Genomic DNA, 18089 nt, shown 5'->3' on the forward strand with positions numbered 1-18089 from the left:
CGAGGGTCTGGAGCAGGACCCCGATCCATTGTAGCGTGTTTTCACGATTCGGCATTTTCTGGACCGGTGCCGGTTGTATTGATCTGCTCCGATCGCGTCTTACCGGGCGCGGGAATAGTCTGAGTGCGGCCGAGACGTGCCCGTCGGCCCGGACTTCGACTCGTGATGCGGGCGGCCGGTCCGGGCGGCCGGTCCAAGCGGAGATCGATAGGCGGAGGTGCGCTGATGATTGCCCTCGTGAACCCTGTCTCGAGCGGGGTTTTCCTGTCGGCGGCCCTCCGGGAGCGCGGCGAGGAGTGTGCGCTCGTCTACGACGGGCACTTCGCCGCGGAAGCCGGGAGCGGCGGTCCCGGCCGGCGTGTGGTCCACCGGGACGTGCACAGCACCGCCCGCCTACTGCGCGACCTGCGGGTCCGGCACGTCGTTCCCGGAAGCGAGGCCGGCGTCGACCTCGCCCACCGCCTCGCCGAGCACCTGGACCTTCCGCGCAACGACGACGCGACGGCCTCGGCACGGCGTGACAAGGCGCAGATGGTGAAGGCCCTGGGCGACGCCGGCCTCCAGGTGCCCCGGCAGGCCCTCGTCACCACCCGGGATGACCTGGTCCGCGCCCTCGATCACGTGGGACTGCCGGCTGTCGTCAAGCCCCCCGCCAGTTCCGGGAGCGACGGGTGCAGGATCTGCCGTACGGAACGGGAGGCCGTCGAGCACTTCACGGCGGTCCACGGTCGCTCCAACCTGATCGGCAAGGTCAACGAGGCAGTGCTCGTACAGGAGTACCTTCCCGGTACCCAGTACGTCGTCGCCACGGTGAGCATGGACGGACAGCACCATCTCCACGAACTGTCGCGCAGCCGCATCGACGAACGCGGCGGTACCCCGACGCGGCGCCACACGATCAGTTGCCACCGTCTCGGGTCCGAGGAACGCCGCCTGGTCGCCTACGTGTGCGCGTGCCTGGACGCCCTCGGGATCCGGCGCGGCGCGGCCAACACGGACGTGCGCCTCACGGAGGCCGGGCCCCGGATCATCGAGGTGAACGCCCGGATCCTCGGGCCGACCCTTCACCCGGATCCCTACTTCATAGCCTTCGGATCGAGTCAGCAGCACCTCCTGGTCGAGAGCCTGCTGGCTCCCGCCGACTTCCGACGGCGCCTGCGTCTGGGGTACGCCCCGCCGAACGTGATGGGGAAGGCGTTCCTGCGCAGCTTCGGCTCGGGTGTCCTGCGCGGCATCCCGGGGCTGGAGGCCGTCCGCCGCCTGCCGGGTTTTCACAGCGTCACGTCCCTGCCCGAAGTCGGGAGCACGGTCGAGGACCACGCTCTCACCACGGGAACCACGGGCATCGTGTACTTCGTCCACGAGGACGAGCCCGTGGTCGAGAAGTCCCTCGCCGTTCTGGTGGGGATGGAGGACGCGGGCACGCTTTTCGACATCGCCGCGGTGTGACCCGGAGGCACCGGTGGTGCTCCGCGACGTCGCCGTGGTGGGAGCCGGTGCGACCGGTACGGCAGCGGTGGTCAACCTGGTCCGGTCCGGCGTCGCCCAGCGCATCGACGTCTTCGAACCGGGCGCGATCGGCCACGGGGACGCCTTCTCCTCGACGGACCCGGCGCTCCTGTGCAACACCTCGGCCGACAGCATGTCGCTGGACGCCGGGCGTCCCGGTGACTTCGTCGACTACCTGCACGGACTCGGCATGCCCGTCGCGCCGCAGGACTGCGTTCCGCGGTACCTGTTCGCGCAGTACTGCCGGGACCGGTACCTGGGCCTGCGCTCGGAAGCCTCGACACGCGGGGTACGGCTCCGTCACCACCGGGACAAGGTGGCCTCCGTCGCGGGCGCGGGGCCGGGTTACGCCCTCCTCACCGAGGGCGGGACCGAATGGCCGGCCGACGCCGTGATGCTCTGCATGGGAGTGGACGCCTGGACCCCGCCGGTCGTCCGGCCGTTTTGGTGCCACCCGGGGGTGGTGCCGGCCTCGGCCCTGGGCTCGACGAGCACCTTGCCCCGCGACGCACGTGTCCTGGTCCTGGGAAGCCGACTGTCCGCGGTCGACGCGGTGATCCTGCTCGGCCGTTCCGGCTGCCGTGTCCAGGTGGCTTCGCCGTCGGGCACCCTGCCCTCCGTGAGGACCCGGATGTACCCCTCGGACAGGGGATCGCTCACCGCCCTGGCGGGACACCCCTGGGTGGGGACGACGGACGCGGCGCAGGCCGACCGGTTCGTCGCCGGCCTGGTCCGTGGCCTGGCCGGTCACGGCCGTCCCCACCTGCGCGACCAACTGTCCCTGGCGGACGACCCGGTGGAACGCCTGCGCGCGGAGATCGCCATCGCGGAGGAAGGACACAACTTCTGGCAGGAGCTGACCGTCGAATTCATCGCGCTGACCAATGAGTGGCTGCTCCGGCAACCGCCGGCGGCGTGGCAGGACTTCTGGGAAATCGTGGAAGGCGTCCTCGACCGCTACATCTCGGCCATGCCGGTGGGCAACGCGAAGAAGCTCCTGTCACTGGCGGACGCCGGACGCCTCGAGGTGCGCGGGCGCCGGCCGGCCGAGCTGTTCCGGACGGGCGGCCGGTGGGCCATGACGTGGCAGGACGGCTCGTGTGATCGCTTCGACGCCGTCGTCTACGCCACCGGTTACCGTCCGCCCGCCCTGCGGTGTTCGGGCGGCAGGCTCCTCCTGGGAGAACGCCGGCGGGGAGCGCCGCCCGCGGTGTCGGCCGATCTGCGCGTGGACCTCGGGCGGGATGCGGACGAGCGCGTGTTCGCGGTGGGACAGTGCTCCGCGACCCGGGTGCCGCTCGTGCACGGGGTGGTCGCCGTCGTCCCCCAGATCTCCCACGTCATGCGCCAGTTGCGGGCGCTCCCGGCAGGGGGCCGCCGCGGCGTCAGCGACGACGGGTGAGCCGACGGCGGGGCCCTGGCCCAGGGCCGGGTGGTCGCTCGGGCACGGGCTTCGCTCCGTGCCCCACATCCCGGCACACACATTCCGAACAACTGGCCCGTACGACGACGAGTACCGCGAACGAGCAAGGGCGAACCGAGAGCGGCCAGGCCCGCGCCCGCCGCGCGTCATCCGACGACACCCCCGGACCGGCACCCCACCGGCCGGAACGGAACCGCCTAGCCCTGGGGGTTGGTGTGGAGCACGGCGAACAGGCCCCGGACCCGGGTGCCGTCCGGCAGGTGCCAGGGGCCGGCGACGTGGCCGATCGCGGCCCGCGACAGAACGGGCGGGCCGTCCGGGGCGGGGCTCAGGACCCGGTGCAGGCGGAGGGTCATGCCGCGCGCGACGTCCAGCGTGGTGCCCTCCCGGTCGTCGTCGGCGGTGACGCGGTCCGCGAGGAGGGGGCCGTCACCCGTGTAGGAGCGGGTGACCTCGGGGTCGGGCGTGTCGCTGGTGTCCTGGTCCTGTGCCTGGACGCGGGCCTCGACGAGGGCGAGCAGCTGGGCGACCAGCACCGGGTCGTGGCAGCCGTCGTAGACCCAGCGCCGCCCCAGCACCCCGTGCTCCAGCGTGCCGACGAGGGCGTGCTCCGCCCCGTCGAGCGGGGCACCGCGATATGTGAGAGGCAGCAGGTACGCGACCGGCCGGGCCCCTGACGTGTCGGTGGCCACGATGAACTCGATCCCGACCTCACCCTGCGGGTCGTCCAGCCGGAAGCCGCCGGCCTTCACCAGCTCCGGTTTCCCCGCGCCGCCGTACCACGGCCGGGTGGGCAGCCAGGAGGTGAGCAGTTCGAGCTTGGTCGGCTTGAGGGCGGTGTGGTGAATGACGGCCATGTCGGAGTCCCTTCCCTTTGAGCGGATACGAGCCCTCACATCCTCCCTCCGCGCGGCACCGATCACACGGAACGCCCGCCGCCACCGGGAGCGGCGGGCGCGGCGCCCCGGGGCGGTCAGGCGGCCGTCCGGCCCGCCCGCAGCTCCAGGCGGTCGCCGGTGAAGCCGCTGCGGAACCGGCGGTCGTGCGAGACGGCCACCACGGCGCCCTCGTACCGCGCCAGTGCCTCTTCGAGGTCCTCGACGAGGCCCGGCGCGACATGGTTGGTGGGCTCGTCCAGGACCAGCAGGTCCGCCGGGCGGGCCACCAGTCGGGCCAGTTCCAGCCGTCGCTGCTGGCCGGCCGAGAGGGAGGCGACCGGCACGTCGAGGTCGTCCTCGCGGAACAGCCCGAGTGCCAGCAACTCGTCGGCGTACTCCTCCGCGGGCCCGGGGCGGCCCGCCGCGTACGCCGCCAGCAGGGGCTCGCGCGACGGTGCGGCGGGCAGTTCCTGCGGCAGGTAACCGACCGCGGCGGTGCCGCGCACCGTGCCGGTGTCCGGGCGCAGGTCACCGGCGAGGACCCGCAGGAGCGTCGTCTTGCCGGCGCCGTTGGGACCGGACACCAGCAGGCGCTGGCCGGCCTCGACCCGCAACCCCGGCAGACGCAGCCGGTTCCCCACGACGACGTCCGTGAGCTCGGCGACGACGCCGCCCGTCGTCCCACCCGGCGTTCCAGTCGGCGTTCCGGTCGCGAGACGCGCCGTGAACCGCAGCGGTTCGGGCGGTGCCGGCACCGGGGCCCGGCGCAACTGCTCCAGCCGTACGCGGGCGGCGCGCACCTGCCCGGACAACTTCGCCTCGGAGGAGCGGCGGTGCTTGCCGAAGCCCTGCCGAGGGTCCTTGCCCGTGACGGCGAGCCGCTGCCCGGCGGCCTCGACCAGCGCCTCCGTACGGGCCAGCTCGTCCCGCCACTCCTCGTACTCCCGCACCCGGCGGCGGTGGGCGGCGGCCTTCGCGGCGCGGTACCCGTTCCAGCCGCCGCCGTGGCGGTGGACGGCGCGCGAGTCCCGGTCGACCTCCAGGAGCGCCGTCGCGACCTCCTCCAGGAAGACCCTGTCGTGGGTCACCGCCAGCACGGTTCCGCGGTGGGCGCGCAGTCGCTCCTGCAACCACCGCACGGCGTCGAGGTCCAGGTGGTTGGTCGGCTCGTCCAGCAGGAGCAGCTCGGCCCCCGAGGCGAGGGCGCAGGCCAGCGCCAGGCGGGACCGCTCGCCGCCCGACAGGGACCCGAGCGTCCGGTCCCGCGCGAGCCGGTCCGCGCCGAGCCCGTACAGCGAGGCGTCCACGCGGGCGTCCGCCTCGTACCCGCCGCGCTCCTCGTAGGCGGCCAGCAGGTCGCCGTACGCGTCGAGCTGTTCGGGTGTCGCGTCGGCGAGGGCGGCCTCGGCCCGCCGGATCCGCCGCTCCAGTGCGCGGAGGTCGGCGAGGGAGGCGTCGACGGCGTCCTGCACGGTGCGGGACGGCGCGAGTGCGAGGGTCTGGGAGAGGTGGCCGACGCCACCGGCGAAATCGACCGTGATGTCACCGGTGTCGGGCCGTTCGATGCCGGCGAGGAGCCGCAGCAGTGTCGACTTCCCGGATCCGTTCTCCCCGATGACGCCGATCCGCTCGCCGGGACGGACGGAGAAGGAGACCTGGTCGAGGACGGTCCGTACGCCGTACGTCTTGGAGACGTCCTTGACGGACAGCTGAGAGGGGGCGCGGTCGCGCATGGTTCTTTCCCTGAGTGGAGGCGTGGGCGCAGGCCGGGGTTCACGGACCTGGGGGAGGGGACGGCGGTGCCGACGCGCCGGCCTGCGGGCCGGTGGTCACCGCGTGTCCGCGCCCGGAATCAGAGAAAGAAGTAGAACGAACCCACGGGCCCGAGTGTACGGGGCGCGGCCCGCCGGGGGCGAAGGAGTTTCCGGGGCGGCGGCGCGGTCGGCGGGCGCGGCTCAGGGCAGGAACGGGGCGAGCTCCGCACGCAGCGCGGGCAGGTGGGCGAAGTCCTCGCGCACGGCGAACCGGTGGTCGGCGTGGTCGAACCCGGGGGTGACGACCTCCGCCACCAGGGCGTGGGCGGCCCCGCCGACGAGCCGGGAGCCCTTCCACACCCGGCCGGGGACGGCGAGGAAGTGCCGGTCGCCGGCCCGCAGGGTGACCCGTTCGAGGACGCCGTCCGGGGTGAGGGTCACGTACTCGACGGGTCCCCCGTCGAGGAGGAAGTGGAGGATGTCGCTGCGGTTGCGGTGCAGGCGTCCGCACGGTTCGTCGCGTGTGAGCAGGTAGTGGATGGAGGTCGCCGTCGGGCGCGGCCCCCCGGCCGTGCGCGTGGTGTGGGGGCTGGTGTAGATCCGCCGGAAGAACCCGCCCTCGGGGTGCGCTTCCAGGCCCAGTCGGTGTCTCCAGTCCGGCACCGTCGCCTCCCTCTCCTCGGGTGCGGGCCACCCTACGCAACTCCGGCCGGGGAGCCCCGTTGCCGCCCGCGCCCGGTGGGTCGTCCGCCGCCCCGCCCCCGCCGGGGGCGTCGTACGCGGTTCGGCCGGTGGGGTGCTTCGTCCGGGGGCTCGGGGGAGGGAGGCCGCGTACGGACGGCCGGGCCTCGCGGGGCGCCGCACGCCGGCTGACCGGGTGACCTGCGGTGCGGCGGTGCGGGGCGTGACCGCCGACGGGGTGCGGGGGGTGGCGCGGGGCGGGCTGGTGTCGGCACGACCACACGTCCGGAGGGACCCCGAGGGGGTGAGGGCGGGGCCCGTTCCGCGCGGGCAAGGCGCCCGCATCCCTGTGGGTCCCCCGTCGGGCGGGGCGGGACAGCCGCCGGTCCGGGCACGGGACCGGGCCGGAAGGACCGGGCCGAAAAGGCGTTCCCGTGGGCGCGGAGGTGAGGGTGACGGGCTTCACACCGTTCCCGGAACACCGGGAGGTGGTTCACCGTTCATCTATGTGTGGGTACGGAGGGGACTGTGTCCCCGGGCCTCATCCCTCGCCCATGGGGAAGATCGTTCGGCTGAAGCCCCATGGAGCTCTTCGCCGAGAGGCGACCGCCCTTCGTACCCGCCTCCGTGCCGCCCCGGCTGGTTTCCCCCCGACCAGCCGGGGCTTCTTCGTGCTCCCGCCCGGCCGCGGGCCCGCCGGCCCGTCGCCGGGCGGGCCGCCGTACGGGTCGCATAACCCGCTCTTCCTGGGTAGCCGCACGACATGGCAACACGACAGAAGCACTACGCGGTCGCCGCCTCCGGACAGTGGACCGAGGACGAGGAGGGGCGCCGGCGCAGGCTGCCCGCAGGGGAGGTCCACGCGTGGGAACCCGGCCGGAACGAAACCGTGTGCGGACTCTCGCTCAGCCGCTCGCTGCTGACCCGTTTCCCCCACGTGTCCTGGATCGACACGATGCCCGAGTCCGGGGGCGCGGCCGACCGGGTCCAGCGCCTGTGCCACCGGTGCGCCGCGGTCGCCGGACGCCGGGGCGCGGACGCGCGTCCCCGGTGGCAGCGCACCAACCCCCGGCCCTGACCACCCGCGACGGCCGCTTGCGAGATGTCTTGCGCGAAGCGTTGACTAGAAAGCGCTTGCCCTCTACCTTCCGTTCAAGAATGTGATTCACCCCCACACCGTAGGGCAACGGGAGTGAGGTGAAAGTACGGGAATGACCCACTGGGACGGCGTCATCCCGTACGGCCTGTTCCGCATGGTGAACGGCGTTCAGGGAGAGGAGCGTGTCTCCTTGTGTACCGGACGGCCTGCGTCGTGGCGGGTGCGGTGTACCGCGCCGCGGCGGCTCGCCACCCCGTCAGGGGCCGGTGTGCTCGGTACCGCGTGCTCGACCCGCCACTGGGGCCCGTTCTCCGTACCCGGAAGTCCTCTTGAACACGAAGAAGGAGCCGCACTGTGAGTTCCGTGACACGACCGCGCCACCGCCGGCGCGCGGTGGGCAGCGCCTTGGCCACACTGGCCCTCTCGGTTGGCATGCTCATGACCGGCGGGGCGTCGCCGGCCAGCGCCGCCACCTGGCCCACCCCCAACGGCAGCGAGCCCGTCGCCTCCACCATCTCGATCTCCGGTACCAAGGACTACGGGATGAAGCGCCTCTACGGCACGGGCGACCTGGGCTCCGGGAGCCAGGACGAGGACCAGGGGCCGATCCTGCAGCTCGCCGCCGGTGCCGTGCTGAAGAACGTCATCATCGGCTCTCCCGCCGCGGACGGCATCCACTGCCTGGGCAGCTGCACGCTGCAGAACGTCTGGTGGGAGGACGTCGGCGAGGACGCGGCGACGTTCCGCGGCACCTCCTCGTCGAGCGTCTACACCGTCACCGGGGGAGGCGCGAAGTCGGCCAGCGACAAGGTGTTCCAGTTCAACGGCGCCGGAACGCTCAACGTGTCGAACTTCGCGGTCAAGGACTTCGGCACCTTCATCCGCTCCTGCGGCAACTGCAAGACGCAGTACAAGCGGACGATCAACCTCAACACCATCGAGGTGGGTTGGAAGGGCAGCAGGATCGTCGGCATCAACACGAACTACGGCGATTCGGCGACGCTGAGGAACATCACCATCGTCGGCGACACCGACCGGAAGATCGTCCCGTGCCAGAAGTACATCGGCAACAACACCGGTGCGGAGCCGAAGACGAACGGCAGCGGCCCCGACGGGACCTACTGCAAGTACACGGCGGCCGACATCACCTACAGGTGACCGCCCGGCGGTAGGGAGCCGCACCGCGCACCGCCGCGCGAGGCGCCGCGCGACGCCTCGCACGGCCGGGCCGGGGCAGCCGTGTTCGGAACCGTCCCCGCAGGGTCGCCCTGCGGGGACGGTTCGTTCCGGGCGGTGCCACCGGCGGTGACGCCGACACCGGGGCCGAACCGCCTCCGTACGGGGACTAGGCTTCCGACGTCGGCCCGCCGCCCACCGGCGGGTGCCGCCCAGAGAGGTACAGAACCGATGTCCGAGCACTTTGGCGCCCGGCACGCCGCCTGCGTGTCCACGCCCGAGGCCGCCGCGCCCGCCGGTGTCGCGTCCGCCCGCGACGCGATCGGCGGTCCACTCGCCGCCCGCACCCCGGGGGACGTCATATGACCCCCCTCTCCGACGTCGCCACCGCCGACAGCGAGGAGCGCAAGCAGCGGCTCAGGCGACGGCTGGAGCGGTTGATCGGCGTGGCCGCCACCGAGGGGAACGAACTCGTGGCGCTGCGCAACGGCGACGAGATCTTCCCCGCGATGCTGAAGGCCATCCGCACCGCCCGGCACACCGTCGACATGATGACGTTCGTGTACTGGCGGGGGGAGATCGCCAGGGAATTCGCCGCGGCACTCGCCGAACGCGCCCGCGCCGGGATCCGGGTGCGGCTGCTGCTCGACGGCTTCGGCGCCAGGCTGATAGAGACGGACCTGCTCGACGACATGGAGGCGGCCGGCGTGCAGGTCGCCTGGTTCCGCAAACCGGTGTGGCTCTCGCCGTTCAAGCAGAACCACCGCTGCCACCGGAAGGCGCTCGTCGTCGACGAGCACACCGCCTACACGGGCGGCGTCGGCATCGCCGAGGAATGGTGCGGCGACGCCCGCAACCCCGGCGAGTGGCGCGACACGCACGTGCAGGTCCGCGGGCCGGCCGTGGACGGCATCGCCGCGGCGTTCGCCCAGAACTGGGCCGAGTGCCACGACGACCTGTACGACGAGCGCGACCGCTTCACCGAGCACGCCCAGTACGGCACGTCGGTCGTCCAGGTCGTCCGCGGGTCGGCGAGCATCGGCTGGCAGGACATGCAGACCCTCATCCGGGTCATGCTCACCTCGGCCGAGGAGCGCTTCCGCCTGGCCACCGCCTACTTCGCGCCGGACCAGTACTTCATCGACCTGCTCCGCGCCACCGCGCGCCGGGGCGTACGGGTGGAGATCCTGCTGCCCGGCCCGTACACCGACCAGCGCGCCTGCCGGCTCGCCGGCCAGGCCCACTACACCGATCTGCTGGAAGCCGGCGTGGAGATCCTGCAGTACCAGCCGACGATGATGCACGCCAAGGTCATCACCGTGGACCGGGTGGCGTCGCTGATCGGCTCGACGAACTTCAACCGCCGCTCCATGGACCACGACGAGGAGGTCATGCTCGCCGTGCTCGACGAGGAGTTCACCGCCACCCTCGACGGCCACTTCGACGAGGACCTCACCCGCAGCGTGGCCGTCGACCTCTCCCGTTGGAAGCGACGCGCCGCCTTCCAGCGGCTGCGGGAGGCGGCGGTCACTCCGATCCGGAGGTTCTTGTAGCGGGCCCGTGGCCCGCGCGGTCAGCGCGTGGTCAGCATGCCCTCGCGCAGGCGCTTGAGGGTGCGGGACAGCAGGCGTGACACGTGCATCTGCGAGCAGCCGAGCTGTTCGCCGATCTGAGCCTGGGTGAGTTCCTCCACGAACCGCAGGTGGAGGATCCGCCGGTCGCGCTCGTCGAGTTGGGCGATCAGCGGGGCGAGGGACTGGAAGTCCTCCACCAGCTCCATGGCGGGGTCCTCGGTGCCGATGAAGTCGGCCAGCGCGGTCTCGCCGCTCTCGTCACCGCTGATGGCGGCGTCCAGGGAGGAGGAGTTGTAGCCGTTCGACGCGAGCCGGGCCTCGATGACCTCCTCCTCGGACAGGTTCATCAGCTCGGCGAGCTCCTTGACGGTGGGCGTGCGTCCCAGCCGGGTGCGCAGCTCCTCGGTGGCCCGCGCGAGCTCGACGCGCGCTTCCTGCAGGCGGCGCGGCACGTGCACGGCCCACGAGGTGTCGCGGAAGAACCGCTTGATCTCGCCGACGATGTACGGCACGGCGAACGTGGTGAACTCCACCTCGCGGGAGAGCTCGAACCGGTCGATCGCCTTGATGAGGCCGATCATTCCCACCTGGACGATGTCGTCCATCTCGTCGCTGCGGCTGCGGAACCGGCCCGCCGCGTACCGGACGAGGGACATGTTCATCTCGATGAGCGTGTTGCGCGCGTACTGGTACTCGCGCGTGCCCTCCTCCAGGACCGCGAGCTGTTCGAGGAACAGCTTCGTCAGCGCCCGGGCGTCCTTCGGCGGGACGTTCCGGGGGTCCGCCACCTCCGGCAGCGTGGCGATACCGCTGATGGCCCTCGTGCTCGTGTCGGTCGTCGCCACCGTCATCGTCCCCTCCTCAGTACACGGATTCTTCTCGGCCCTGCATGGGCCGACGTGGCGCGCCTACCCACAAGTCCCTCCCTCATGCTCTTCAATGTTTTTCGAAAAGGTGAGCGGGTGCGTGAGGCGGGTGCCCCCGGTCTCCCTCACGGGTCCGCGCCGCCAGAGTCCCGAGAAACCGGTGGGCAAAGCGCCATGAATCCTCCTTTACTTCTTCGTGTTGCTCAGGCGCCGGAGAGGAGGAGGGCCCCCAGGACGAGAGCGGCGCCGTCCGTCGGTTCCCGCCGTGGTCGGTGGGCGCGGTTCCGGCGGACCCTGCCGGGGCGCGCCCCCGCCACCGCCCGGCCGCCGACGGGGCGTCCCGGCGGCGGGGGCGCGCAGAGAGGCGACACGCCGACCACCTTGACCCGTGGCGCGTCCGGCTGAGAACCTGCTGCGCATGCCGACCAGCAGGCGCTTTTTCGCGCGGCACCACGTGGACCTCGTCCGCGTGGCCAGTGCGCTGTGTCGTAGCGGCCGTCCCTGACGGTCGCGCCCCCGGTGTTCCGAGGCGCGGCTCCTTCTCCGTACCGCCCGCCTCCACACCCAGGGAACCCCCATGTTCGTCGTGCCGTCCCCCGGCGCCCCCGCGCCCGCCTCCCCGTCTCCCGCGCCCGCCGCCCCCTCTCCCGGTCCCGTACGGCTCGGGGAGCTCGTGGAGCGGATCGCGGCGCGCGCGGAGCTGTGGCTCCCGTACGTACGCTTCGAAAGCCCCGACCGGTACTACACGCGCCTGGAGCGCACCGCCACCCACGAGGTGTGGCTGCTCACCTGGCTGCCCCGGCAGGGCACCGAGATCCACGGGCACGGCGGCTCCAAGGGGGCGTTCACCGTGGTGCGCGGGGAGCTGACCGAACGGGTCTTCCCGCCGACGTCGTACCCGGTGCACCCGGTGCCGCGGCGGCTGGCGGCGGGAGCGGTGCGGGCGTTCGGACCGCGCCACGTCCACCAGGTGACGAACGAGGGACCCGTGCCGGCGGTGAGCATCCACGCCTACGCGCCGTCGCTGACCAGCATGGCGTACTACCGGCAGCTGCCCGACGGGCGGCTGGTGACCGACCGCGTCGAGGAGGTGGACGGATGACCGGCATCGACCGGCATCTCGCCGAGGTACGGGCCGGACTCGACCGGCTGGGGCCGAAGGAGGCGTGGAGGGCCGTGAGGGACGACGGGGCGCTGCTCGTCGACACGAGGCCCGAGGCGACGCGCCGCGCGGAGGGCGGCATCCCGGGCGCCCTGGTCATCGAGCGCAACCACCTGGAGTGGCGGTGCGACCCGGCCAGCGAGGGGGCGCTGCCGCAGGCCACGTCCACGGGGATCCGGTGGATCGTGTTCTGCGACGAGGGGTACGCCTCCTCGCTGGCCGCCGCCTCCCTGCGGACCATCGGGCTGTCCCGGGCCACCGACCTCGTCGGCGGGTTCCGCGCGTGGCGGGCGGCGGGGCTTCCCGTGGCCCCCGGGTGACCACGCGCCGCACGCGGGGGCGGGGCCGGACGTGCGGCGCGCCGGCCGCGTCCGGGCGGCCGGCCCCCACCGGCCGGGGCGGCCCGGCCGGCGGAGGCGCCCTCACGCCCCCACCGCGTCGAGCGCGGCGGCCCGGCGGCCCGCCCGCCGGGCCGCCGCCTCGACCGGGTCGAGGACGGGGACCGCGGCAAGCAGCGCCTTCGTGTACGGGTGCCGGGGCGCGTCGTACACCGTGTCCGGCGGGCCCTGCTCGACCACCGCTCCCCGCCGCATCACCGCCACCCGGTCACTGGCCTGCCGCACCACCGCCAGGTCGTGCGCGATCAGGACCAGCGCCAGGCCCAACTCCCGCTGGAGGTCCGCCAGCAGCTCCAGGACCTGCGCCTGCGTCGTCACGTCCAGCGCGGAGACCGGCTCGTCGCACACGACGAGGCGCGGCTCGGGCGCCAGGGCGCGGGCGATGCCGACGCGCTGCCGCTGGCCGCCGCTGAGCTCGTGCGGGTAGCGGCCGTACCAGCCGGGATCGAGCCCGACCCGCTCCAGCAGGCCGCGCACCCTCCCGGTGACCTCCCGGTCGGTGAGCGCGCCGCCGACCCGCAGCGGATCGGCGACGGACTCGCCGATCGACCGGCGGGGGTTGAGCGACGAGGCCGGGTCCTGGAAGACCATCTGGAGCCCGCTGCGCACGCCCGTCACCTCCTCGCCCCGGAAGCGGACGGACCCGCCGCTCGGCTCCAGCAGTCCGACCAGCATGCGCCCGAGGGTCGTCTTGCCGCTGCCGGACTCCCCGACGACGCCCAGCGTCTCGCCCGCCGCGACCGTCAGGGACACGCCGTCCACGCCCACGGTCCGCCGTCGCCCCCGCCCGAACTCCTTGCGCACGTCCACGGCTTCGAGGAGCACGTCCCCGCCCGACGTGCCCCCGCCGGACGCGTCCCCACCGGGTGCGGACCCGCGCGGCGGGCGCGCCGCCACGACGGAGGCGCGCGAGGTCTCCAGGCGGGGGACCGAGGCGAGCAACCGGCGGGTGTACGGGTGCTCCGGCGCCCCCAGGACCCGCTCGACCGGCCCCTGCTCGACCGCGGCGCCGCCCCGCATCACCAGGACACGGTCCACGCTCCCCGCGACGACCCCCAGGTCGTGGGAGACCAGCACCAGGCCGGCGCCGGTCCCCTCCCGCACCTCGTGCAGCAGGTCGAGGATCTGCGCCTGCACGGTGACGTCCAGGGCGGTCGTCGGCTCGTCCGCCACGATGAGCCGGGGCTCGCACACCAGGGCCATGGCGATGAGCGCGCGCTGCCGCATGCCGCCGCTGAACTCGTGGGGCCTCGACCGCGCCCTGCGGGCCGCGTCGGGGATGCCGACCCGTTCCAGCGCGGCGACCGCACGCTCCCGGGCCGCGCGCCGCGACGAACCGGGGAAGTGGACGCGGCGCACCTCGGCGATCTGGTCGCCGACCGCCTGGTACGGGTCGAGCGCCGACAGCGGGTCCTGGAAGACCATGGCGGCGACCCCGCCCCGCAGCCGCCTGAGCCCCCGCCCGGTCACCGATCCCACGTCCACGCCGCCGACCCGCACCGCGCCGCCCAGCCGGGCGCCGGTCCCGCGGTGCAGCCCCAGCAATGCGCCGGCGACCGTGCTCTTGCCGGAACCGGACTCGCCGACCAGGCCCAGCGCCTCCCCGGGCGCGAGGCGCAGGGACACGCCGTCCACGGCCCGTACGAAGCCGCCGTCACCGGTGGGGAAGTCGACCGTCAGGTCCTGTACGTCGAGGAGGGAGGAGGTCACGACAGGGCCACCCTTCGGTCGGCGAGCGTGTACAGCACGTCCGCGACGGCGTTGGCGAGGACCACCGCCGCCCCGATCACCAGGACGACTCCGACGACCACCGGGAGGTCCACGGAGCGGACGCCCTCGATCAGCAGCCGCCCCAGGCCCGGCAGGCCGAAGAGGGACTCGGTGATCATCGCGCCGCCCATCATCGAGCCGAGGTCCAGCGCCGACAGGGCGATGACCGGGGGCAGGGCCCCGCGCAGCGCGTGCCGCGTCACGACGGCGCGCTCCCCGAGCCCGTAGGCGCGGAAGGTGCGGATGTGGTCCTCGGCGAGGGTTTCGAGCGTCGACGAGCGGGTCAGCCGGGCGTACTTGGCGGACTCGAACAACCCGAGCGTCAGCCACGGCAGCAGCATGTTCCACGCCCACTGCTCGGGGTCCTGCGTCAGCGGCACGTACGACGGGAACGGCAGCCACTGGAGGTGGGCGCAGACCGCCATGAGCAGCAGCAGGCCCAGGACGAACACCGGCGTGCCGGTGCCGGCGAGGGTGAGGACCGTCAGGACGCGCTCGACGGGCCCGCCGCGCCGCAGCGCCGACACCAGCCCCGTGCCGACGCCCAGCAGCAGCCACACCGCCATCGCGCCGAGGGCCAGGGAGGCGGTGGCGGGCAGACCCGCCGCGATGAGCGCCGTGACGGGCTGGTCGTTGCGGTGCGACAACCCCAGGCAGGGCGCCGCGCAGGGCAGCGGGGACCCGGCGGCCGAGTACTCCCGCCCGGCGACGACACCCCGCAGGAAGTGCAGGTACTGCGCGTGCACCGGCTCGTTCAGCCCCAGGAGCTCACGGACCTGGGCGACCTGCGCCGGGGTGCAGCGCTCACCGCAGGCCAGCCGGGCGGGGTCGCCGGGCACCAGGTAGAACAGCGCGTACAGCGCCGCCGACAGCACGAGCAGCACCACCAGGGCGCCCGCCAGGCGCTTGAGGACGAAACGGGTGACGGTCACGGGTTCCTCCTCTTCCCCGCGCGTCCGGCGTCCCTGCCCAGGCGGCTCGCCCCGCGCGGGTCGAGGGCCGCCCGCACGGCGTCGCCGAGCACGGTGAAGGCGAGGACGGTGACGAGCAGCAGCCCGGACGGGAGCAGCACGTACATCGGGTCGGCGCGGAACCACGTGCTCGCGGTCGACAGCATCTGCCCCCACGACGGGGTGGGTGGGCGCACCCCGATCCCGAGGAACGACAAGGACGCCTCCGCCACGATGTTCCCCGGCAGCAGCAGCGCCGCGTACGTGATGACGGGGGCCGCGAGCGACGGCAGCAGCTCGCGCCGGGCGACCCGCCACCGGCCCGCGCCGCCCAGCCGGGCCGCCGCGACGAAGTCCAGGCCCTTCAGGGCGAGGGTCTGGGCCCGTACGACGCGGGAGACACCGCCCCAGCCCAGCGCGCCCAGCACCAGGACGAGCAGCAGCGGACGCGGGAAGTCCGGCGGGACGACCGTGGTCAGCGCGATCGCCAGGACCAGCGCGGGCAGGGCCACCATGACGTCGGTGACGCGGCCGAGCAGGTGGTCGGCCCACCGGCCGCCGAGTGCGGCGGCCAGCCCGACCGCCACGCCGGCCGCCACCTGCACGGCCGTCGCGCCGACGGCCACCAGCAGGGAGACGCGCGCCCCGTACAGCAGCCGGGCGAACAGGTCGCGCCCGGTGCCCGGTTCGACGCCGAGCCAGTGGTCGGCCCCGGCCCCGCCGAAGGCCCCCACGGGGGCCCCGCCGCTCGCCGAGTCGATCAGGTCGTCGTGGTACGTGTAAGGGTCCTGGCCGGCCGCCGCGGTGAGCAGCGGCGCGGCCAGCGCGGCGGCCACCAGGGCCGCCAGGACCGCGCCGGCGGCGAGCGCGGCCGGCCGGCCGCGCAGCCTCCGCCATACGGCGCGGGCCCCGGGCGGCGGGGCCGTCGGGGCCACCACCGTGTCGTGCGTGGGCATTACCTGACCGCCACCTGCGAGATGTCCAGGACGCCGGTCCAGTCGCTGATGACGACGTTCTCGATGTCCTTGCCGACGAGCCGCCGGTAGACGGGGTGGTACAGGGGGACGGTCAGTGCCCGCTCACCGATCTTCTTGTCGAGCGCGCCCCAGCGCGCGGCCGCCGCGTCGAGGTCCGTCAGACGGCCGATCTCGTCGAACTCCTTGTTGATCGCGGGGTCGTCGAGCTGCGCGTGGTTGAAGTTGGCGCCGTCCTTGACGATCTGCCGCCCGTCGAAGATCGGGGCGAGGAAGGGGTACCCGGCGGGCCAGTCGGCGCCCCAGCGGGTGATGAAGAAGCCCGGCGTGCGGGCGGCGTCCCAGCGCCGCTCGTCGTACGCGTTCTTCTCCAGGCCCTCCAGCCTGACCTCGATGCCGGCCTTCTCCAGGGACTGCTGGACGGCGGCGGCGACCTTCGAGCCGATCTCGCCCTCATCGGTGGCGTGGGTGAGCGTGACCGTCAGGCCGTCCTTGTGGCCGGCCTTCGCGAGGACCTCCCTGGCCTTGCGCGGGTTGCCGTTCTCCCCGGCCGGGAAGTGGTCGTACGGCGTGTGGCCGAACGCCTTCTGCTCCGGCAGGAAGGTGGTGGCGGCCTCGGCGAGCGAGCTGCCGCCCACCGCGTTGACGACGCTGCGGCGGCCGATGGCGTACGCGATGGCCTGCCGCACCTCGGGCCGGTCGAAGGGCTTCACGGACGGGTTGAAGGCGAGGTAGGTGGTGTAGCCGAAGTGACCGACGCCGACGCGTGCCTTCAGCTCCTCGTCCTGGCCGATGCGGGCGAGCTCGGCGGGGCCGAGGTTGGTGTCCGTGGTGATCGCCCGGGCGTCGTCGCCGGAGCTGGTGGCGAGCCGCTGGTTGATCACCGCGGGGTCCAGCCCGGACCGCACGTCGATCGTGTCCGGGTACGCCTTGCGCTGGTCGTCCAGCTTCTCCGACCAGTGCGGGTTGCGCTCCAGTTCCAGCCGCCGGCCGTCGTCGGTGTTCCTCACCACCTTGTACGGGCCCGAGGAGACGGGGTGCTCCTCGTACCTCACCCCGGTGTCCTTCGCCTTCGGCACGGGCGCGAACTGGGTCTGCGTCGCCACGTAGGGGAAGTCGCCGACCGGCTTCCTCAGGCGGAAGACGATGGTCCGGTCGTCGGGGGTCTCGATCGAGTCGAGGGTCTTCTTCCCCTTGCCGTAGGGGCCCTGGTACGTGTCGCCGCCTATCAGCCACTCCCGCAGGTAGGGGGCCCCGCCGGAGAGTTCGGCGGCGAAGGAGCGCTCGACGCCGTACTTGACGTCGGCGGAGGTGATGGGCGACCCGTCCTCGAACTTCAGCCCCTCCTTGAGTCTGTACGTCCAGACGGTCGCGTTCTCGCTGGGGGTGCCCAGGTCGGTGGCGAGGTCCGGCACGACCTCGGTGCCCTCGGCCCCGGCCGCCCGTTTGCGCGTGGTGAGCGTGCGGAACACCAGCGAGGGGACGTTCCCGCCGCCGGAGGTGTAGAGGCGCGCGGGGTCGAAGTCCTCCTGCGGGCTGGAGTTGAGGACGAGGAGCGCGCCGCCCTTGGCGGGCCCGTTCCCGCTCGCCCCGCCGCCGGAGGCCGCCGGGTCCTTCGGGCCGCACGCGGCCAGGGTGCCCGTGGCGGCCAGGGCGGCGGCAGCGGCCACGGTACGGCGGGACAACGGACCGAACATGCGCATGGGAGGTGCCTTTCGGGGTGTGGGGTGCCGTCGGAAGGCAGCGCGGCGGCGCCCACGAAGGGGTGGGCGCGCGGCAGGGATCAGAAACGCGGGAGAACCGCTGAGCCTGCGAGTCCGCGCTGACGGCACGGCGAAGCGAGGGAGAGTGCCTGCGTCGGGGTCCGGGCGCCGG

Annotated in this window: 16 protein-coding genes; 8 read left to right on the forward strand and 8 right to left on the reverse strand. The window is 73.3% G+C overall.

What is annotated here, in order from left to right; translation table 11 throughout:
* Window positions 1-237 precede the first annotated feature (237 nt).
* Window positions 238-1449, forward strand: a complete 1212-nt coding sequence (locus AC07D6_RS05595) for an ATP-grasp domain-containing protein (RefSeq protein WP_479042224.1) — start codon at window positions 238-240, stop codon at window positions 1447-1449.
* A 13-nt stretch (window positions 1450-1462) separates the two neighbouring features.
* Window positions 1463-2911 carry an FAD/NAD(P)-binding protein gene (locus tag AC07D6_RS05600; protein ID WP_479042226.1) on the forward strand — a complete coding sequence of 483 codons (1449 nt, stop codon included), beginning with the start codon at window positions 1463-1465 and terminating at the stop codon, window positions 2909-2911.
* A 218-nt stretch (window positions 2912-3129) separates the two neighbouring features.
* On the opposite strand, the gene AC07D6_RS05605 is transcribed toward AC07D6_RS05600, so the two are convergent.
* The 3 genes from AC07D6_RS05605 to AC07D6_RS05615 all read right to left on the reverse strand — a co-directional run bounded on the left by AC07D6_RS05605 (window position 3130) and on the right by AC07D6_RS05615 (window position 6227).
* Window positions 3130-3789, reverse strand: coding sequence for a maltokinase N-terminal cap-like domain-containing protein (locus AC07D6_RS05605; RefSeq protein ID WP_479042228.1), 660 nt, complete (start codon window positions 3787-3789; stop codon window positions 3130-3132).
* Window positions 3790-3905: 116 nt separating this feature from the next.
* Window positions 3906-5543 (reverse strand): ribosomal protection-like ABC-F family protein, encoded by a 1638-nt coding sequence (abc-f, locus tag AC07D6_RS05610; RefSeq protein ID WP_479042231.1) that lies wholly within the window; start codon window positions 5541-5543, stop codon window positions 3906-3908.
* Between the two features lie 222 nt (window positions 5544-5765).
* Window positions 5766-6227 (reverse strand): cupin domain-containing protein, encoded by a 462-nt coding sequence (locus tag AC07D6_RS05615; RefSeq protein ID WP_479042233.1) that lies wholly within the window; start codon window positions 6225-6227, stop codon window positions 5766-5768.
* Between the two features lie 781 nt (window positions 6228-7008).
* On the opposite strand from AC07D6_RS05615, the gene AC07D6_RS05620 reads away from it, so the two are divergent.
* The 4 genes from AC07D6_RS05620 (at window position 7009) to AC07D6_RS05635 (ending at window position 10073) form a co-directional block, all read left to right on the forward strand.
* Complete coding sequence (locus AC07D6_RS05620) at window positions 7009-7323, forward strand: hypothetical protein (RefSeq protein ID WP_479042236.1); 315 nt, start codon at window positions 7009-7011, stop codon at window positions 7321-7323.
* A 375-nt stretch (window positions 7324-7698) separates the two neighbouring features.
* Window positions 7699-8502 carry a pectate lyase gene (locus AC07D6_RS05625; RefSeq protein WP_315880952.1) on the forward strand — a complete coding sequence of 268 codons (804 nt, stop codon included), beginning with the start codon at window positions 7699-7701 and terminating at the stop codon, window positions 8500-8502.
* 249 nt (window positions 8503-8751) lie between these two features.
* The gene (locus AC07D6_RS05630) at window positions 8752-8886 is read left to right on the forward strand and encodes a hypothetical protein (RefSeq protein ID WP_315880953.1); all 135 of its coding nucleotides are present in this window, start codon (window positions 8752-8754) and stop codon (window positions 8884-8886) included.
* A complete protein-coding gene (locus AC07D6_RS05635; RefSeq protein WP_479042240.1) occupies window positions 8883-10073 on the forward strand; it encodes a phospholipase D-like domain-containing protein in 1191 nt (396 codons plus the stop codon). The genes AC07D6_RS05630 and AC07D6_RS05635 overlap by 4 nt, the downstream gene beginning before the upstream one ends.
* A gap of 20 nt (window positions 10074-10093) precedes the next feature.
* Here the strand turns inward: AC07D6_RS05635 and AC07D6_RS05640 are convergent, their stop codons facing one another.
* The gene (locus tag AC07D6_RS05640; protein ID WP_315880955.1) at window positions 10094-10945 is read right to left on the reverse strand and encodes an RNA polymerase sigma factor SigF; all 852 of its coding nucleotides are present in this window, start codon (window positions 10943-10945) and stop codon (window positions 10094-10096) included.
* A gap of 592 nt (window positions 10946-11537) precedes the next feature.
* On the opposite strand from AC07D6_RS05640, the gene AC07D6_RS05645 reads away from it, so the two are divergent.
* Window positions 11538-12062 carry a cysteine dioxygenase gene (locus AC07D6_RS05645; protein WP_315881341.1) on the forward strand — a complete coding sequence of 175 codons (525 nt, stop codon included), beginning with the start codon at window positions 11538-11540 and terminating at the stop codon, window positions 12060-12062.
* A complete protein-coding gene (locus AC07D6_RS05650) occupies window positions 12059-12442 on the forward strand; it encodes a rhodanese-like domain-containing protein (RefSeq protein ID WP_315881342.1) in 384 nt (127 codons plus the stop codon). Before AC07D6_RS05645 ends, AC07D6_RS05650 begins: the two co-directional genes overlap by 4 nt.
* A 102-nt stretch (window positions 12443-12544) precedes the next feature.
* Here the strand turns inward: AC07D6_RS05650 and AC07D6_RS05655 are convergent, their stop codons facing one another.
* From AC07D6_RS05655 to AC07D6_RS05670, 4 genes are read right to left on the reverse strand one after another with little or no spacing between them, the layout of a single operon-like run.
* Complete coding sequence (locus tag AC07D6_RS05655) at window positions 12545-14230, reverse strand: dipeptide ABC transporter ATP-binding protein (protein WP_479042245.1); 1686 nt, start codon at window positions 14228-14230, stop codon at window positions 12545-12547.
* Entirely contained in the window at window positions 14227-15222 is a 996-nt protein-coding gene (locus AC07D6_RS05660) for an ABC transporter permease (RefSeq protein ID WP_479042248.1), read from the reverse strand. Before AC07D6_RS05660 ends, AC07D6_RS05655 begins: the two co-directional genes overlap by 4 nt.
* Window positions 15219-16196 carry an ABC transporter permease gene (locus AC07D6_RS05665; RefSeq protein WP_479042251.1) on the reverse strand — a complete coding sequence of 326 codons (978 nt, stop codon included), beginning with the start codon at window positions 16194-16196 and terminating at the stop codon, window positions 15219-15221. Before AC07D6_RS05665 ends, AC07D6_RS05660 begins: the two co-directional genes overlap by 4 nt.
* The gene (locus tag AC07D6_RS05670) at window positions 16196-17917 is read right to left on the reverse strand and encodes an ABC transporter substrate-binding protein (RefSeq protein ID WP_479042254.1); all 1722 of its coding nucleotides are present in this window, start codon (window positions 17915-17917) and stop codon (window positions 16196-16198) included. Before AC07D6_RS05670 ends, AC07D6_RS05665 begins: the two co-directional genes overlap by 1 nt.
* Between the last annotated feature and the right edge of the window lie 172 nt (window positions 17918-18089).

Source organism: Streptomyces sp. NPDC045287 (assembly GCF_056432325.1).

Bases quoted from the DNA above. Each gene is read 5' to 3' on its own strand.
- AC07D6_RS05645 (WP_315881341.1), top strand. From the start codon at position 11,538: ATGTTCGTCGTGCCGTCCCCCGGCGCCCCCGCGCCCGCCTCCCCGTCT.
- AC07D6_RS05630 (WP_315880953.1), top strand. From the start codon at position 8,752: ATGTCCGAGCACTTTGGCGCCCGGCACGCCGCCTGCGTGTCCACGCCC.
- AC07D6_RS05640 (WP_315880955.1), bottom strand. From the start codon at position 10,945: ATGACGGTGGCGACGACCGACACGAGCACGAGGGCCATCAGCGGTATC.
- AC07D6_RS05665 (WP_479042251.1), bottom strand. From the start codon at position 16,196: ATGCCCACGCACGACACGGTGGTGGCCCCGACGGCCCCGCCGCCCGGG.
- abc-f (WP_479042231.1), bottom strand. From the start codon at position 5,543: ATGCGCGACCGCGCCCCCTCTCAGCTGTCCGTCAAGGACGTCTCCAAG.
- AC07D6_RS05635 (WP_479042240.1), top strand. From the start codon at position 8,883: ATGACCCCCCTCTCCGACGTCGCCACCGCCGACAGCGAGGAGCGCAAG.
- AC07D6_RS05620 (WP_479042236.1), top strand. From the start codon at position 7,009: ATGGCAACACGACAGAAGCACTACGCGGTCGCCGCCTCCGGACAGTGG.
- AC07D6_RS05670 (WP_479042254.1), bottom strand. From the start codon at position 17,917: ATGCGCATGTTCGGTCCGTTGTCCCGCCGTACCGTGGCCGCTGCCGCC.
- AC07D6_RS05605 (WP_479042228.1), bottom strand. From the start codon at position 3,789: ATGGCCGTCATTCACCACACCGCCCTCAAGCCGACCAAGCTCGAACTG.
- AC07D6_RS05650 (WP_315881342.1), top strand. From the start codon at position 12,059: ATGACCGGCATCGACCGGCATCTCGCCGAGGTACGGGCCGGACTCGAC.